The organism is Streptomyces sp. Ac-502 (genome assembly GCF_045222935.1).
In the GTDB taxonomy this organism is placed as follows: domain Bacteria; phylum Actinomycetota; class Actinomycetes; order Streptomycetales; family Streptomycetaceae; genus Streptomyces; species Streptomyces monomycini.
The window spans coordinates 7,064,992-7,082,277 of the sequence record NZ_JBHFFO010000001.1; the positions used below are offsets into that span (position 1 = coordinate 7,064,992).

At 70.1% G+C, this 17,286-nt stretch carries 13 protein-coding genes and 3 pseudogenes; all 16 read left to right on the plus strand.

Annotation, left to right across the window (positions count from 1 at the left end):
• Positions 1 to 247: 247 nt before the first annotated feature.
• The 16 genes and pseudogenes from rho (at position 248) to ACEXOX_RS32385 (ending at position 17,283) form a co-directional block, all read left to right on the plus strand.
• Positions 248 to 2,332 (plus strand): transcription termination factor Rho, encoded by a 2,085-nt coding sequence (gene rho / locus ACEXOX_RS32310; RefSeq protein WP_406524534.1) that lies wholly within the window; start codon positions 248 to 250, stop codon positions 2,330 to 2,332.
• A gap of 383 nt (positions 2,333 to 2,715) precedes the next feature.
• Positions 2,716 to 3,840: an LCP family protein gene (locus tag ACEXOX_RS32315; protein WP_406524535.1), complete on the plus strand. Its 1,125-nt coding sequence runs from the start codon at positions 2,716 to 2,718 to the stop codon at positions 3,838 to 3,840.
• A 173-nt stretch (positions 3,841 to 4,013) separates the two neighbouring features.
• On the plus strand, positions 4,014 to 4,238 hold the full coding sequence (rpmE, locus tag ACEXOX_RS32320) for a 50S ribosomal protein L31 (RefSeq protein WP_030017736.1): 225 nt from the start codon (positions 4,014 to 4,016) through the stop codon (positions 4,236 to 4,238).
• Between the two features lie 182 nt (positions 4,239 to 4,420).
• Positions 4,421 to 5,500, plus strand: coding sequence for a peptide chain release factor 1 (gene prfA, locus ACEXOX_RS32325; protein ID WP_030017735.1), 1,080 nt, complete (start codon positions 4,421 to 4,423; stop codon positions 5,498 to 5,500).
• 112 nt (positions 5,501 to 5,612) lie between these two features.
• Positions 5,613 to 6,451 (plus strand): annotated as a pseudogene (gene prmC / locus ACEXOX_RS32330) (peptide chain release factor N(5)-glutamine methyltransferase).
• Positions 6,452 to 6,504: 53 nt separating this feature from the next.
• Positions 6,505 to 7,152 carry an L-threonylcarbamoyladenylate synthase gene (locus ACEXOX_RS32335; protein ID WP_030017733.1) on the plus strand — a complete coding sequence of 216 codons (648 nt, stop codon included), beginning with the start codon at positions 6,505 to 6,507 and terminating at the stop codon, positions 7,150 to 7,152.
• A complete protein-coding gene (locus tag ACEXOX_RS32340) occupies positions 7,149 to 7,811 on the plus strand; it encodes a low molecular weight phosphatase family protein (protein ID WP_030017732.1) in 663 nt (220 codons plus the stop codon). Before ACEXOX_RS32335 ends, ACEXOX_RS32340 begins: the two co-directional genes overlap by 4 nt.
• Before the next feature lie 425 nt (positions 7,812 to 8,236).
• Positions 8,237 to 9,572, plus strand: a pseudogene (glyA, locus tag ACEXOX_RS32345) (serine hydroxymethyltransferase).
• A gap of 99 nt (positions 9,573 to 9,671) precedes the next feature.
• Positions 9,672 to 11,054 carry an MraY family glycosyltransferase gene (locus tag ACEXOX_RS32350; protein ID WP_406524536.1) on the plus strand — a complete coding sequence of 461 codons (1,383 nt, stop codon included), beginning with the start codon at positions 9,672 to 9,674 and terminating at the stop codon, positions 11,052 to 11,054.
• A gap of 289 nt (positions 11,055 to 11,343) precedes the next feature.
• A complete protein-coding gene (locus tag ACEXOX_RS32355; RefSeq protein ID WP_406524537.1) occupies positions 11,344 to 11,781 on the plus strand; it encodes a hypothetical protein in 438 nt (145 codons plus the stop codon).
• 279 nt (positions 11,782 to 12,060) lie between these two features.
• Positions 12,061 to 12,858 (plus strand): F0F1 ATP synthase subunit A, encoded by a 798-nt coding sequence (gene atpB, locus ACEXOX_RS32360; protein ID WP_030022193.1) that lies wholly within the window; start codon positions 12,061 to 12,063, stop codon positions 12,856 to 12,858.
• A gap of 80 nt (positions 12,859 to 12,938) precedes the next feature.
• On the plus strand, positions 12,939 to 13,178 hold the full coding sequence (gene atpE / locus ACEXOX_RS32365; protein WP_030022192.1) for an ATP synthase F0 subunit C: 240 nt from the start codon (positions 12,939 to 12,941) through the stop codon (positions 13,176 to 13,178).
• Between the two features lie 62 nt (positions 13,179 to 13,240).
• The gene (locus ACEXOX_RS32370; protein WP_275127463.1) at positions 13,241 to 13,789 is read left to right on the plus strand and encodes a F0F1 ATP synthase subunit B; all 549 of its coding nucleotides are present in this window, start codon (positions 13,241 to 13,243) and stop codon (positions 13,787 to 13,789) included.
• Positions 13,786 to 14,601 (plus strand): F0F1 ATP synthase subunit delta, encoded by an 816-nt coding sequence (locus ACEXOX_RS32375; protein WP_406524538.1) that lies wholly within the window; start codon positions 13,786 to 13,788, stop codon positions 14,599 to 14,601. The genes ACEXOX_RS32370 and ACEXOX_RS32375 overlap by 4 nt, the downstream gene beginning before the upstream one ends.
• Positions 14,602 to 14,750: 149 nt before the next feature.
• Positions 14,751 to 16,342: pseudogene (gene atpA, locus ACEXOX_RS32380) on the plus strand (F0F1 ATP synthase subunit alpha).
• A gap of 20 nt (positions 16,343 to 16,362) precedes the next feature.
• Entirely contained in the window at positions 16,363 to 17,283 is a 921-nt protein-coding gene (locus ACEXOX_RS32385; protein ID WP_398747389.1) for a F0F1 ATP synthase subunit gamma, read from the plus strand.
• Positions 17,284 to 17,286: the final 3 nt, after the last annotated feature.

A 17,286-nucleotide genomic window follows, 5' to 3' on the forward strand; every position in this document is an offset into this window, starting at 1 on the left:
CCTTTCTTCCGGGAGCCTCCCAAACTGCTTGGAGCAGTTGCCTGAGCAGAAGCGAGCACGCTCCGGAATCGGCGTGACGGACATGAGTCACAGACATCTCCTCGCGCCGGAACCATGAACTGATCTCTCCGCCATTTCCGGCGGGACCACCGCCCCGGCCAGGTCCGCAAGTACGGGACCGCAGCCGGACAGCACAACCGGTCGCCGAGCCAGACAGGCCGACGCCCGCTCCAGGGAAGGACCCTTCGTGAGCGACACCACCGATCTGATGGGCGTACGCACCGATGGCAGTGCCACCGCGCCCGCCACGGACGCTCCCGCCGCGCCTGCGCGGCGCCGCCGTTCCGGCACCGGCCTGGACGGCATGGTCCTGGCAGAGCTGCAGCAGGTCGCCTCCAGCCTCGGTATCAAGGGCACCGCGCGGATGCGCAAGAGCCAGCTGATCGAGGTCATCAAGGAGAAGCAGGCCGCCGGCTCCGGTTCCGGCGCCGCCGCCAAGGGCGACGCGCCCGCAGAGGCCGAGACCAAGCCCAAGCGCCGGGCGACCTCCAAGGCCCGTACGGGCGAGGACGGCGACGCCAAGGCCGCGGGCAAGGCGGACGGCAAGGCCGCCGCCGACAAGAGCGCCGGCCAGCAGCAGATCGACATTCCGGGCCAGCCGAGCGACGAGCAGCCGGCCGGCGAGCGCCGCCGGCGCCGCGCCACGGCCGCCGCGGGCAGCCCCGACAACGCCGGTGAGGCGCAGGCCGAGGGCAAGACCGAGGCGAAGGCCGACACCCGTACCGCACAGCGCGAGGACGCCAAGGCCGAGGCCGCCGCGGACAACGCCGAGGGCCGTCAGGGCAAGGGCGACCGCCAGGACCGCGGGGACCGCCAGGACCGCGGCCAGAAGGGCGACCGCCAGGGCCGCGGTGAGCGGGGCGAGCGCGGTGAGCGGGGCGAGCGCGGTGAGCGCGGCCAGCGCGACCGCCGCAACAAGAACAACGACGGTGACGGCGGCAACCAGCAGGGCGGCGGCAACCGCCAGCAGCGCGACGGCCGCGACAACCGGGACAACCGCCGGGCCGACGAGGACGGGGACGACTTCGAGGGCGGCCGCCGCGGGCGCCGCGGCCGTTACCGCGACCGCCGCGGCCGCCGCGGCCGCGAGGACTTCGGCAACGAGCCGCAGGTCTCCGACGACGACGTGCTGATCCCCGTCGCGGGCATCCTCGACATCCTCGACAACTACGCGTTCATCCGGACCTCCGGCTACCTGCCGGGACCGAACGACGTGTACGTCTCGCTCGCCCAGGTCCGCAAGAACGGCCTGCGCAAGGGTGACCACGTCACCGGCGCGGTCCGCCAGCCCCGCGAGGGCGAGCGCCGCGAGAAGTTCAACGCGCTGGTGCGCCTGGACACCGTCAACAGCGTCTCGCCCGAACAGGGCCGCGGGCGCCCGGAGTTCGGCAAGCTGACGCCCCTTTACCCGCAGGAGCGGCTGCGCCTGGAAGGTGAGCCCGGCGCGCTGACGCCGCGCATCATCGACCTGGTCGCGCCGATCGGCAAGGGCCAGCGCGGACTGATCGTGGCCCCGCCGAAGACCGGCAAGACCATGATCATGCAGGCGATCGCCAACTCGATCACCCGCAACAGCCCCGAGTGCCACCTGATGGTCGTCCTGGTCGACGAGCGTCCGGAAGAGGTCACCGACATGCAGCGGTCGGTCAAGGGCGAGGTCATCTCCTCGACCTTCGACCGCCCGGCCGAGGACCACACCACCGTCGCCGAACTGGCCATCGAGCGCGCCAAGCGCCTGGTGGAGCTGGGGCACGACGTGGTCGTCCTGCTGGACTCCATCACGCGTCTGGGCCGTGCGTACAACCTCGCCGCCCCGGCGTCGGGCCGCATCCTGTCCGGTGGTGTCGACTCGACCGCGCTGTACCCGCCGAAGAAGTTCTTCGGTGCCGCGCGCAACATCGAGGACGGCGGCTCGCTGACCATCCTGGCCACCGCGCTGGTCGAGACCGGCTCGCGGATGGACGAGGTGATCTTCGAGGAGTTCAAGGGCACCGGCAACATGGAGCTCAAGCTCGACCGGAAGCTCTCGGACAAGCGCATCTTCCCGGCGGTGGACGTGGACGCGTCCAGCACCCGTAAGGAAGAGATCCTGATGGGCAGCGACGAGCTGGCCGTCGTCTGGAAGCTGCGCCGGGTGCTGCACGCCCTGGACCAGCAGCAGGCCATCGAGCTGCTGCTGGACAAGATGAAGCAGACGAAGTCCAACGCGGAGTTCCTGCTCCAGATCCAGAAGACGACGCCCGGTATGGGCAACGGCAACGGCAACGACTGACGCCGGCCCCGTACGAACGGTCCGCCGGCGCCCGTGCAGGCGCCGGACACGGCCGTAGCCGCACGGCTGAGCCCTCCCGGTCACTTCGGTGGCGGGGAGGGCTTCGTGCTGTCGGCGGAAACCCGCAGATTGTTGCCTTGCGCACACGCGCGGCACCTCCGGAGGCCATCACTCCGCTTTCTGCCCCCGGACGAAACCCCTGGTCACCCCGGCAAAAGTCGACTTTTGGCCGGAGTTCCGGCGGGCCGGTTTCTAAGAATGGCTCTCAACCCCGTTGTGCAACCCTTCCGGTCTGCCCCCGTCTTTCAAGGAGCAACAAACCGTGGCCGGACGCTGAACGGTGGCGGCGAGGGGCAGGCGAGAGAACGAGGACTGAGGAGCAGATGGCGGACGACAGCAGGGCCGCGAACACGGCCAAGAGCCGTTCCCGCGGCATACGTGCCACGGGCCGCCGGCGCAAGGGTCCGACCCGGCGCCGCCGCGCCCTGACGATCACCGTGTGCGCGCTGGTCAGCTGCGTACTGCTCGGTGGCGCGGGACTCGGCTACGTCTACTTCAAACTCAACGGCAACCTGAAGGGCGTCGACATCAACGCCGCCCTCGGCAAGGACCGGCCCAAGGACAACGACGACGGGTCGATGGACATCCTCGTCATGGGGTCCGACTCCCGGGCGGGCAAGAACGGCGAGTACGGCACCGACGAGGGCGGCGCCCGCTCCGACACCGCGATGATCGTGCACATCTTCAAGGGCCACAAGAAGGCCAGCGTCGTCAGCGTCCCGCGCGACACCCTGGTCCAGCGCCCCGACTGCACCAAGGACGGCAAGAACGTGCCGGGCCAGCGCAAGGCCATGTTCAACACCGCCTTCGAGGTCGGCGGCCCGGCCTGCGCGGTCAAGACCGTCGAGGCGATGAGCGGCATCCGGATGGACCACTTCGTCGAGGTCGACTTCAACGGCTTCAAGAAGCTCATCGACGCCCTCGGCGGCGTGGACATCACCACCACCAAGCCCATCCACGACAACAAGAGCCACCTGAACCTGGAGCCCGGCAAGCACACCCTCAACGGTGAGGACGCCCTCGGCCTCGTACGGACCCGGCACGGCGTGCCCGGCGGCGACGGCAGCGACCTGGGCCGCATCCAGCTCCAGCAGACCTTCATCAAGGCACTGATGAAGCAGGTGAAGAGCATCGGGCTGCTGTCCAGCCCGACGAAGCTCTACGGCATCGCCGACACCGCCACCAAGGCCATCACCACCGACAGCGACCTGAACTCGGTGAACGCGCTGATGGGACTCGCCAAGGAGATGGGCGGCATCGGGGCGGACCAGATCGACATGGTCACGCTGCCGGTCACCTACGACCCGAAGAATCCGTCCCGGGTGCTGCCGCTGGAGAAGCAGTCCGGGCAGGTCTGGGACGCGCTCCGCCAGGACCGGGACATCCCCAAGGAAGCGATCAAGGATTCCGCAGGTGACAAGGGTGGAACGGACAGCTACGTCAAGTAGCGGAATCGTTTCTTCGGCCCGTCTCCCGACGCCGCGGACCGCCCGGGAACAAAATCCGGCGCCCCCCGGTTTTGGGAGATGAGGCCAGTCCTGGCAGACTGGACCGTCGGCCCCGGTTCACGTGACGCAATCCGCGTGACGACCCGGAGCCCTCCCGAACCTAGGAGAATCCCTTGAAGCGCGACATCCACCCGGAGTACGTCGAGACCCAGGTCAGCTGCACCTGTGGCGCGTCGTTCACCACCCGTAGCACCGTGGCCGGCGGCACCATCCGTGCCGACATCTGCTCCGAGTGCCACCCGTTCTACACGGGCAAGCAGAAGATCCTCGACACCGGTGGCCGTGTGGCCCGCTTCGAGGCCCGCTTCGGCAAGGGCGCCGGCGCCGCCAAGAAGTAGCGACCCGCAAGGCGCCGGTTCCGTCTCGCCCCGCGAAGGGGCGGCGGACCGGCGTTTTGTCGTCCAGGCCACGGACCCCGCCGGAGGTCCCAGGGGCCGCGGCCCCGCCGCACACGTGCCGGCAACCGGCAACCGGGAACCCCCGGATCCCGGAAGACACAGCCAGGTGAGGAACCCCCACGATGTTCGAGGCGGTCGAGGAACTGATCGGCGAGCACGCCGACCTTGAGAAGCGACTGGCCGACCCCGCGGTCCACGCCGACCAGCGCGAGGCCAAGCGGCTCAACAAGCGCTATTTCGAGCTGACCCCGATCATCACGGCGTACCGCGCCTGGAAGCAGACCGGCGACGACATCGACACGGCCCGCGAACTGGCCGCCGACGACCCGGACTTCGCCGACGAGGTCAAGGACCTCGAAGCGCGCCGCGAGGAGCTCACCGAGAAGCTGCGGCTGCTGCTGGTCCCGCGCGACCCCAGCGACGACAAGGACGTCATCCTGGAGGTCAAGGCCGGCGAGGGCGGCGAGGAGTCCGCGCTGTTCGCCGGCGACCTGCTGCGCATGTACCTGCGCTACGCCGAGCGCGTCGGCTGGAAGACCGAGATCCTCGACGCCAACGAGTCCGACCTCGGCGGCTACAAGGACGTCCAGGTCGCCGTGAAGACCAAGGGCGGCAACGGCGCCACCGAGCCCGGCCAGGGCGTGTGGGCCCGCCTGAAGTACGAGGGCGGCGTGCACCGCGTCCAGCGGGTGCCCGCCACCGAGTCCCAGGGCCGCATCCACACCTCCGCGGCCGGCGTGCTCGTCACGCCCGAGGCCGAGGAGGTCGAGGTCGAGATCGGCCCGAACGACCTGCGCATCGACGTCTACCGCTCGTCGGGCCCCGGCGGCCAGTCGGTCAACACCACCGACTCCGCCGTACGGATCACCCACCTGCCCACCGGCATCGTCGTCTCCTGCCAGAACGAGAAGAGCCAGCTCCAGAACAAGGAGCAGGCCCTGCGCATCCTGCGGTCGCGGCTGCTGGCCGCCGCCCAGGAGGAGGCCGAGAAGGAGGCGTCGGACGCCCGGCGCAGCCAGGTCCGTACCGTCGACCGCTCCGAGCGCATCCGGACGTACAACTTCCCGGAGAACCGCATTTCGGACCACCGCGTCGGCTTCAAGGCGTACAACCTGGACCAGGTGCTCGACGGCGAGCTCGACCCGGTCATCCAGGCGTGCGTGGACGCCGACTCGGCCGCCAAGCTGGCCGCCGCCCAGTAAGCCCGCAGAACGCCCGTAAAACGCCCGTAGAACGAGCCGGAGGAACAGCGTGCCGTCGCCTTCCGGGGGTCACGACCCCCAGCGGCCCCGCCGCGGGCCCAATCCCCGCACCGTGCTGCTCGCCGAGGTGGCCCAGGCCACCCAGCGGCTGGCCGACGCCGGCGTACCCTCACCGCGCTTCGACGCCGAGGAACTCGCCGCACACGTCCACGGCGTCAAGCGCGGTGAACTGCACCGGGTCCCCGACGCGGACTTCGACGCCCGCTACTGGGAGGCCGTCGCCCGCCGCGAGGCCCGCGAACCGCTCCAGCACATCACCGGGCGGGCCTTCTTCCGCTACCTGGAGCTGCACGTCGGCCCCGGCGTCTTCGTACCCCGCCCGGAGACCGAGTCGGTCGTCGGCTGGGCGATAGACGCGGTACGGGCCATGGACGTCGTCGAACCGCTCATCGTGGACCTGTGCACGGGCTCCGGAGCCATCGCGCTCGCCCTGGCCCAGGAGGTGCCGCGCTCCCGGGTGCACGCCGTCGAGCTGTCCGACGAGGCCATGCAGTGGGCCCGTAAGAACGTCGAGGGGTCCCGCGTCGTTCTCCAGCAGGGCGACGCGCTGACCGCGCTTCCCGAGCTGGACGGCCAGGTGGACCTGGTCATCTCCAACCCGCCGTACATCCCGCTGACCGAGTGGGAGTACGTCGCACCCGAGGCACGCGACTACGACCCCGAGCTCGCGCTGTTCTCGGGCCAGGACGGCCTGGACACCATCCGGGGCATCGAGCGGACCGCACACCGGCTGCTGCGGCCCGGCGGCGTCGTGGTCATCGAGCACGCCGACACCCAGGGCGGCCAGGTTCCGTGGATCTTCACCGAGGAACGGGGTGGGCCGACGCGGCCGACCACCCCGACCTGAACAACCGGCCCCGCTTCGCCACCGCGCGCAGGGCGACGCCATGACGAGCCCGGCCCCCACGAGTCATCTGTACGTTCCGCACGAGGAGGTCCGTTAAATGGCACGGCGTTACGACTGCAGCGACGCGACCGACCGCGCGACCGGTCTGCGCGAGGCCGCATCGGCCGTCCGTCGCGGCGAGCTGGTCGTGCTGCCGACCGACACCGTCTACGGCATCGGCGCGGACGCGTTCAGTGCCGAGGCCGTCGGTGACCTGCTGGAGGCCAAGGGGCGCGGGCGCGGCATGCCGTCCCCGGTGCTCGTCGGCTCCCCGAACACCCTCCACGGGCTCGTCACGGACTTCTCCGAGCAGGCCTGGGAACTGGTCGACGCCTTCTGGCCCGGCGCGCTGACCCTGGTCGCCACCCACCAGCCGTCGCTGACCTGGGACCTGGGGGAGACCCGCGGCACGGTCGCGGTCCGTATGCCGCTGCACCCGGTCGCCATCGAGCTGCTGACCGAGTTCGGCCCGATGGCCGTCTCCAGCGCCAACCTCACCGGGCACCCGTCGCCGCAGGACTGCGACGCCGCCCAGGAGATGCTCGGCGACTCCGTCTCCGTCTACCTGGACGGCGGCCCGACCCCCGCCGCCGTGCCGTCCTCGATCGTGGACGTCACCGGGCCGACGCCGCTGCTGCTGCGCGAGGGCGCGATCAGCGCGGAGGAGCTGCGCAAGGTGGCTCCCGGGCTCGAGGTGGCGAATTGATTGCGCCCCTCGGGCGTGGCATAGCGGGACCCGGCGAGGACAGCTACCGCACGTTCCGCATCCTCCACGTCAGCACCGGCAACGTCTGCCGCTCGCCCATCACCGAGCGGCTGCACCGGCACGCCCTCGACCTGCGGCTGGGCGCGGACCGCGGCGGCCTGGTCGTGGAGAGCGCCGGCACCTGGGGCCACGAAGGCGCGCCCATGGAGACCCACGCTGCCACGGTTCTGGCCGACTACGGCGCGGATCCGGCCGACTTCACCGGCCGTGAGCTGCTGGACGAGCACGTCATCCGGGCCGACCTGGTGCTGACCGCCACCCGCGACCACCGCGCCCAGGTCATCTCCATGGGCCACTCCGCGGGGCTGCGCACCTTCACGCTGAAGGAGTTCAACCGTCTCGTACGGGCCATAGACCCGGCCACGCTGCCCGAGCCCGACCCGGCGCTGCCCGGCGGCGGGCTGGTCGAACGCGCCCGCGCCCTGGTCGGCGCCGCTGCGGCACTGCGCGGCTGGCTGCTGGCGCCGAACCCGGAGGCGGACGAGGTTTACGACCCGTACGGCGCGCCCATCACGTTCTTCCGCTCCATCGGCGACGAGATCAACCAGGCGCTGGACCCTGTCGTGACGGCGCTGACGGGGGTTCCGGCGCGCGCCTGAGGTTCCGGGAGGGGCCGGGGCTGCGGGGGCGGGGACGGGGCTTCTGGGGGTGTTGAGGGGTGTGGGGGCGGGGGCTGGGGGCCGGGCTTTTGGGGGAGCTGAGGGTTGTGGCTTCGTTCCGGTCCGGTCCGGGTAGGCCCCCGGTGGGGGAATGTGAGCGTGCGTCCCGTAGGGCGGGTGGTCTGGTTCCGGGGCGGCGTGGATGTGCGAGCTTCGGTGTGGCTGCGGCTGGGTAGGCCCCCGGTGGGGGAACGTGCGCGTGCGCCCCGTAGGGCGAGCAGTCCCACCCTCACCCTCATAGCGCCCCACCCCACCCTCATAGCCCCCCGCCCCCACCCACCCCCCTCCAGCTCCCTCCACCGCGCCCCAACCCCCCACCGCGCCTACATTGGGACCACGTCCCCGTCCGAGGCCCGGAGCGCGCCATGCCCGCCACCACCACGTCATCCCGGAGCGACATCACGGCTGCCCGGAGGGAGGCGGCCGGGCCAGGGGCGGGACACGGCGGGTACCCGCCGCCCGCCTGGACGCCCGACTTCGCGGGGCTGCTGGAGCAGGACCCCGAGATCGCCGGCGTGCTGCTCGCCGAGGCGGCCCGGCAGGGCGACGGGCTGCAGCTCGTCGCCGCCGAGAACTTCGCCTCCCGGGCCGTGCTGGCCGCCCTCGGCTCCCCGCTCGCCAACAAGTACGCCGAGGGCTATCCGGGCGCCCGCCACCACGGCGGGTGCGAGGTCGTGGATCTTGCCGAGCGGCTCGCCGTGGAACGTGCCAAAGTCCTGTTCGGTGCCGAGCACGCGAACGTCCAGCCGCACTCCGGGTCCTCGGCCGTGCTGGCCGCGTACGCCGCCCTGCTGCGTCCCGGTGACACCGTCCTGGCCATGGCGCTGCCGCACGGCGGGCACCTGACCCACGGTTCCCCGGCCAATTTCTCTGGCCGCTGGTTCGACTTCACCGGGTACGGCGTCGATCCGCACACCGGCCTGCTGGACTACGACGAGGTGCGCGCGCTGGCCCGCCGCCACCGGCCCAAGGCCATCGTCTGCGGTTCGATCTGCTATCCGCGGCATCTGGACTACGCCGTCTTCCGGGAGATCGCCGACGAGGTGGGCGCGTACCTCATCGCGGACGCCGCCCACCCCATCGGGCTGGTCGCCGCGGGTCTGGCGCCCAGCCCGGTCCCGTACGCGGACGTGGTGTGCGCGACCACCCACAAGGTGCTGCGCGGCCCCCGGGGCGGCATGATCCTGTGCGGCGCCGAGCTGGCCGAGCGCATCGACCGGGCGGTCTTCCCGTTCACCCAGGGCGGCGCCCAGATGAACGCGGTCGCCGCCAAGGCCGTCGCCTTCGGCGAGGCCGCCACCGACGCCTTCGCCGGCTACGCGCGGCAGGTCGTCACCAACGCCCGGGCGCTGGCCGGTTCACTGGCCGAGGAGGGCCTGCCGGTCACCACCGGCGGTACGGACACCCACCTGATCACCGCCGACTCGGCGCCGCTGGGCGCGGACGCCCGTACGGCCAGGGGCGTTGCGCGGCGGCGGGCATCGTGCTGGACACCTGCGCCCTGCCGTGCCCCGAGGACCCGTCAGGACGCCGTCCCGGGCTGCGGCTGGGGGCCGCCGCCCTGACCACCCAGGGCATGGGCGAGGACGAGGCGGTGCGCGTCGGCGCGCTGATCGCGGCGGCCGTACGGGAGGACCCGGCGCCCGCGCGGCGACCATGGCATTGGTCCGGCGCTTTCCCCCATATCCCCATCCGGGCTGAGCTCTGGAACCATGCGCGGGGCGGGGGTGTCTTCCCTTACGTTCACGGATAGGGGGCGGACACGCATATGGTGTGTGGCTGTGATGGCCAGCGATACCAATGGGGCAGCCCGTGCGTGAATACCTGCTGACGCTGTGCGTCACGGCCGCGGTCACTTACCTGCTGACCGGGCCGGTACGGAAATTCGCCATCGCGGCCGGCGCGATGCCGGAGATCCGCGCGCGCGACGTGCACCGCGAACCCACCCCGCGCCTCGGCGGCATCGCCATGTTCGGCGGGCTGTGCGCGGGCCTGCTGGTCGCGGCCCATCTCGCCAACCTCAAATCCGTCTTCGAGCACTCCAACGAGCCGCGCGCGCTGCTCTCGGGCGCCGCGCTGATCTGGGTGCTGGGCGTGCTGGACGACAAGTGGGGCGTGGACGCGCTGGTCAAGCTCGGCGGGCAGATGATCGCCGCCGGTGTGATGGTCCTTCAGGGCCTGACGATCCTGTGGATCCCGGTGCCGGGCATCGGCACGGTCTCGCTGAGCCCCTGGCAGGGCACGCTGCTGACGGTCGCTCTGGTCGTCATCACCATCAACGCCGTCAACTTCGTGGACGGCCTCGACGGGCTGGCCTCCGGCATGGTGTGCATCGCCGCCGCGGCGTTCTTCATGTACGCGTACCGGATGTGGTTCGGGTACGGCATCGAGGCGGCCGCGCCCGCGACGCTGTTCTCGGTCGTCCTGATGGGCATGTGCCTGGGCTTCCTGCCGCACAACATGCACCCGGCGCGGATCTTCATGGGCGACTCGGGGTCGATGCTGATCGGGCTGGTCATGGCGGCCGGCGCGGTCTCGGTGACCGGCCAGGTCGACCCGGACCTGCTCAACCTGAAGGCGGGCAGCGTCCGCGAGGCCACCCACGCGATGGTGCCGGTCTACATCCCGCTGCTGCTGCCGCTGACGATCATCGCGGTGCCGGTCGCCGACCTGGTGCTGGCCATCGTGCGCCGTACGTGGAAGGGCCAGTCCCCGTTCGCCGCCGACCGCGGCCACCTGCACCACCGGCTGCTGGAGATCGGCCACTCGCACAGCCGCGCCGTCCTGATCATGTACTTCTGGTCCGCGCTGATCGCCTTCGGCGCCGTGGCGTACTCGGTCAACAACGCGAGCGTCTGGGTCGTGCTGGGCATCGTGCTGCTGAGCGCGATCGGGCTCGTCCTCCTGCTGCTGCCGCGCTTCACGCCGCGGGCGCCGCGCTGGATGGAGTGGATGGTGCCGCCGCGCTACCGGCGCAGCGTGCAGGCGGCGGCGGTCTCCGCGGCCGCGGCGGAGAGCGCGGCGATCGACGAGGCCGGGCACCCGGACGGGGGACGGACGGCGGACGGCGAGGGCGCTCCGGAGCGGGAGCGGCAGCCGGTGCCGTCGGGCGTCAACGGGGCCACCGCGATCGGTGACCGGTCGCGGTTCACCGACCGGCGTAAGGCCGGAAGTCATCGCTGAGGCGCGTTTTCGCTCGGACGAGCAACGCTCGAAAATCCCCTCAATGGGCTACATAGCAGACAGAGTGCCGCCGTGTCGCGCTCCAACGCGCGGATTACTGCTCACGTGTGACGGGTAGCACACCGAGCAGGTAAAGACCTCATCAAATAGTTTGTGATACCGTTCACGAAACCCGGCGACAGAGCCGAAGGGCCGTAGTGCGACGGTCTTTCGGCCTCAGGTACTCCCTCAGGCCGGGTCTACGCTCGTCCCTGACGACACCACCCCCATTTTTTGCCGGAGCGCCGCCATGCAGTCCACTGACGCCCGCCTACTTGCCAATGTCTCCGTACCCTCGCTTGCCACCGGCGCCGTCGGCGTCGTGATCAGCGCTGTGGTCGCGGGCGGGCAGGGCGCGATCGGTGCTGCCATCGGAACGGTGCTGGTGCTGCTGCTGATGGGGTCGGGTCTGGTGGTTCTCCAGCAGACCGCGAAGCGCCTCCCGGATCTGTTTCAGATGATGGGACTGCTGCTGTACGCGGTGCAGATCCTGGCTGTCGCGGTCTTCATGATCGTCTTCAAGGACACCACGCTCTTCAACGTCAGGGCGTTCGCCTTCACCCTGCTCGCGACCGTCCTGGTGTGGATCGCCTTCCAGGCCCGCAGCTATATGAAGGCCAAGGTTCTCTACGTGAATCCCGAATCCGCCGAGTCCAAGAAGGCGGAAACCACGGGGTCGCGGACGTGAGCCGTAGGGCCGGAATAAAAGCCCACGCGAGAGCCTGCTATCGTCCGGTGCCAACTGCGGCGCAGTCGGCGCAGGCGGCTGAGCCTCCAGGTTCCGAGTCAGGGAACCGGTTGCACGTCCGGCCGACGCCTGTGAACCGATCCGGCCCCGCGCCGATCAGCCGCCCCCCAATCCGTAAGACCAGTCCAGTGCCGCACCGTGGCTCAATGCCGCGCCGACACAACGAGGTTGCCGTACCCATGCGCCACGCTGAAGGAGCTCGCGGTGAGTGCTGAAACGATGCTCGCCCTCGACACGGAGTGCCACCTCTTCATCCCGGGGTGTGGCTTCGAGGCCCCGGGCCTTCATTCGTTCGTCTTCGAGCCCCTTTTCACCATCGGTGGCTACGAGTTCAACAAGCCGATGCTGCTGGCCCTGGTCAGCACGGTGATCATCGTGGCGTTCTTCTGGGCCGCCTTCGGCCGCGCCAAGGTGGTGCCCGGCAAGCTGCAGATGATCGGTGAGGCGGGTTACGACTTCGTGCGCCGCGGGCTCGTCTACGACGCGCTCGGCAAGAAGGAGGGCGAGAAGTTCGTCCCCTTCATGGTCGCGCTGTTCTTCTTCGTGTGGATCATGAACCTCTGGTCGATCATTCCGGTCGCCCAGTTCCCGGTGACCTCGGTCATCGCGTTCCCCATGGGCCTGGCCCTGGTGGTCTACATCACCTGGCTCGTGCTGACGTTCAAGCGCCAGGGCTTCGTCGGCGGTCTGAAGAACCTCACCGGCTACGACAAGTCGCTCGGCTGGGTTCTCCCGCTGATCATGTTCCTGGAACTGCTGCAGCACCTGATCATCCGGCCCTTCACGCACGCGGTCCGGCTGTTCGCGAACATGTTCGCGGGCCACATGCTCATCCTGATGTTCACCGTCGCCAGCTGGTACCTGCTGAACGGCATCGGCATCGCCTACGCGGGCGTCTCGTTCGTCATGACCATCGTGATGACGGCTTTCGAGCTCTTCATCCAGGCCATCCAGGCGTACATCTTCGTGCTCCTGGCCTGCAACTACATCCAGGGCGCGCTCGCCGAGCACCACTGAGCCCCCAGGCACCCCAGCAGTTCCACCAGACGTCCGGTGGCCAACCCCCACCGGTCCATGAAAGAGAAGGAAGACACGGCATGTCCGCGACTCTCGAACTCGCCGCCGGCCTCACTGGCAACGTCGCTTCGATCGGCTACGGCCTCGCCGCCATCGGCCCCGGCGTCGGCGTCGGCATCATCTTCGGTAACGGCACCCAGGCCCTGGCCCGTCAGCCCGAGGCCGCCGGCCTGATCCGCACCAACCAGATCATGGGCTTCGCCTTCTGCGAGGCGCTCGCCCTCATCGGCATCGTCATGGGCTACGCGTACCCGTCCTAAGCACGGAACGCACCGACGACGCCACTTAGACGGAAGGCATTGATGTGAGCGCCCTGGTGAACATGGCGGCGGAGGTTCCTGAGAACCCCCTCGTCCCGCCGATTCCAGAGCTGGTCATCGGCCTGATCGCTTTCTTCATCGTCTTCGGCTTCCTCGCGAAGAAGCTCCTCCCGAACATCAACAACGTTCTGGACAAGCGCCGCGAGCAGATCGAAGGCGGCATCGAGAAGGCGGATGCCCTACAGGCCGAGGCCCAGCAGGTCCTGGAGGACTACCGGTCCCAGCTCGCCGACGCGCGCCACGAGGCCGCCCGGCTGCGCCAGGAGGCGCAGGAGCAGGGAGCGACCCTGATCGCCGAGATGCGTGCCGAGGGCCAGCGGCAGCGCGAGGAGATCATCGCGGCCGGCCACGCCCAGATCGAGGCGGACCGCAAGCAGGCCGCGCAGTCGCTGCGCCAGGACGTGGGCAAGCTCGCCACGGAGCTGGCGGGCAAGCTGGTCGGTGAGTCCCTGGAGGACCACGCCCGCCAGAGCCGGACCATCGACCGCTTCCTCGACGAGCTCGAGGCCAAGGCGGCGTCGGACCCGACGAAGGCAGAGGCCGGCCGATGAATGGAGCGAGCCGCGAGGCACTCGCCTCCGCACGCGAGCAGCTCGACGCGCTGACGGACAACACGACCGTCGACGCCGCGAAGCTCGCCGAGGAGCTGGCTGCCGTCACCGCTCTGCTCGACCGCGAGGTGTCGCTGCGTCGGGTCCTCACCGACCCGGCGCAGGCCGGCGAGGCCAAGGCCGAGCTGGCCGGGCGCCTGTTCGGCGGCCAGGTCGGCGGCGAGACCGTCGACCTGCTCTCCGGCATGGTCCGCTCCCGCTGGTCGCGCTCCCGCGACCTGGCGGACGCGACCGAGGAGCTGGCGTACGGCGCCGACCTCGTCGCGGCGCAGCGGGCGGGCGCCCTCGACGACGTCGAGGACGAGCTGTTCCGGTTCGGCCGGATCGTCGCCTCGTCGCACGAACTGCGCGCGGCACTGACCGACCGCACCGCGCAGGGCCCGGCCAAGGCCGAGCTGCTGCGCTCGCTGCTGGGCGGCCGGGCCAACCCGGTCACCGAGCGCATCGTGGTCCGGCTTGTCGCACAGCCGCGGGGCCGTAGCCTGGAAGCAGGGCTGGACGCCCTGTCCAAGCTGGCCGCGGCCCGCCGGGACCGGATGGTCGCGGTGGTCACCTCCGCGGTGCCGCTCGGCGACACCCAGCGGCAGCGCCTCGGCGCGGCCCTGGCGGCGGTGTACGGACGGCAGGTCCACCTGAACCTCGACGTGGACCCCGAGGTCCTCGGCGGCGTCCAGGTCCGGATCGGCGACGAGGTCATCAACGGCAGCATCGCGGCACGCCTCGAAGAGGCGTCCCGGCGGATGGCCGGCTGACCCACCCACCAACTCAAGAAGTAGTACGGCGGCCCGAGTTGGGCCGTGGACGCAGTGACATCACGGGGGCAACCGCCCCTGCCTGCGGCGGGGGACGCACAGTCCCCCGTAAACGACGACGGGCCCAACAAGGAGAGCAGGGAACCCAGATGGCGGAGCTCACGATCCGGCCGGAGGAGATCCGGGACGCGCTGGAGAACTTCGTCCAGGCGTACAAGCCGGACGCGGCCTCGCGCGAGGAGGTCGGGACGGTCAGCGAGGCCGGTGACGGCATCGCGAAGGTCGAGGGTCTTCCTCGGCGATGGCGAACGAGCTGCTGAAGTTCGAGGACGGCACGCTCGGTCTTGCGCTGAACCTGGAAGAGCGCGAGATCGGTGCGGTGGTCCTCGGCGAGTTCAGCGGTATCGAGGAGGGCCAGCCGGTGCGCCGCACCGGTGAGGTGCTCTCGGTCGCCGTGGGCGAGGGCTACCTCGGCCGCGTCGTCGACCCGCTGGGCAACCCGGTCGACGGCCTCGGCGAGATCGAGTCCGAGGGCCGCCGCGCCCTGGAGCTCCAGGCTCCGGGCGTCATGGTCCGCAAGTCGGTCCACGAGCCGATGCAGACCGGCTACAAGGCCGTCGACTCGATGGTCCCGATCGGCCGTGGCCAGCGTCAGCTGATCATCGGCGACCGCCAGACGGGCAAGACCGCCCTGGCCGTCGACACGATCATCAACCAGCGCGACAACTGGCGCTCCGGCGACCCGAAGAAGCAGGTCCGCTGCATCTACGTCGCCATCGGCCAGAAGGGCTCCACCATCGCGTCCGTGCGCGGCGCGCTGGAGGAGGCCGGTGCCCTGGAGTACACGACCATCGTCGCCGCCCCGGCGTCCGACCCGGCGGGCTTCAAGTACCTGGCGCCCTACACCGGCTCGGCCATCGGCCAGCACTGGATGTACCAGGGCAAGCACGTCCTGATCATCTTCGACGACCTCTCGAAGCAGGCCGACGCCTACCGCGCCGTCTCTCTGCTGCTGCGCCGCCCGCCGGGCCGTGAGGCGTACCCGGGTGACGTCTTCTACCTGCACTCCCGCCTGCTGGAGCGCTGCGCGAAGCTCTCCGACGACCTCGGTGCCGGCTCGATGACGGGTCTGCCGATCGTCGAGACCAAGGCGAACGACGTGTCGGCGTTCATCCCGACCAACGTCATCTCCATCACCGACGGCCAGTGCTTCCTGGAGTCCGACCTGTTCAACGCGGGCCAGCGCCCGGCGCTGAACGTCGGTATCTCGGTCTCCCGCGTCGGTGGCTCCGCCCAGCACAAGGCCATGCGCCAGGTCTCCGGCCGGCTCCGCGTGGACCTCGCCCAGTTCCGTGAGCTGGAGGCGTTCGCCGCCTTCGGTTCCGACCTGGACGCGGCCTCCAAGGCCCAGCTCGCCCGTGGTCAGCGCATGACCGAGCTGCTCAAGCAGGGCCAGTACCAGCCGATGCCCGTCGAGGAGCAGGTCGTCTCCATCTGGGCCGGTACCACCGGCAAGATGGACGACGTCCCGGTCCAGGACGTCCGCCGCTTCGAGCGCGAGCTGCTGGATTGGATGGGCCGCGAGAAGAAGGAGCTGCTCACCAGCATCGCCGAGGGCGCCAAGATGTCCGACGACACCATCCAGGCGCTCACCGACACGGTCTCCACCTTCAAGCAGCAGTTCGAGACCTCGGACGGCAAGCTTCTCGGTGAGGACGCTCCGGTCAGCACGAGCAAGTGACGACGGAAGGGACCTGATCCATGGGAGCCAAGCTCCGGGTCTACAAGCGTCGCATCCGCTCCGTCACCGCGACCAAGAAGATCACCAAGGCGATGGAGATGATCGCCGCCTCGCGCATCGTCAAGGCGCAGCGCCAGGTGGCGGCATCGACGCCGTACGCGAGTGAGCTCACCCGCGCGGTGACGGCGGTGGCGACCGGTTCGAACACCAAGCACGCCCTGACGACCGAGGTGGACAAGCCCACCCGGGCCGCGGTGCTGCTCATCACGAGCGACCGCGGCCTGGCCGGCGGCTACTCCTCCAACGCCATCAAGGCCGCCGAGCAGCTCACCGGGCGGCTCAAGGCCGAGGGCAAGGAGGTCGACACCTACATCGTCGGCCGCAAGGGTGTCTCGTACTACGGGTTCCGTGAGCGCAAGGTCACGGACTCGTGGACCGGCTTCACCGACAGCCCGACGTACGCGGACGCCAAGGCCGTCGCCGGGCCGCTGATCGCCGCCGTCCAGCAGGACACGGCCGAGGGCGGCGTGGACGAGCTGCACATCGTCTACACCGAGTTCGTCTCGATGATGACGCAGACGCCGGTGGACAACCGGCTGCTGCCGCTCAGCCTCGAAAAGACGGCCGAGGAGGCGCAGGAGTCGTCCAAGGGCGAGATCCTGCCGCTGTTCGACTTCGAGCCGTCGGCGGAGGACGTCCTGGACGCCCTGCTGCCGCGGTACGTGGAGTCGCGCATCTACAACGCGCTGCTCCAGGCCGCCGCCTCCAAGCACGCCGCCACGCGGCGCGCGATGAAGTCGGCGACCGACAACGCGGAAGAACTCATCAAGTCGCTCTCGCGGCTTGCCAACGCGGCCCGCCAGGCCGAAATCACCCAGGAAATCAGCGAGATCGTCGGTGGCGCGAGCGCACTGGCCGACGCGACCGCGGGGAGTGACTGACAA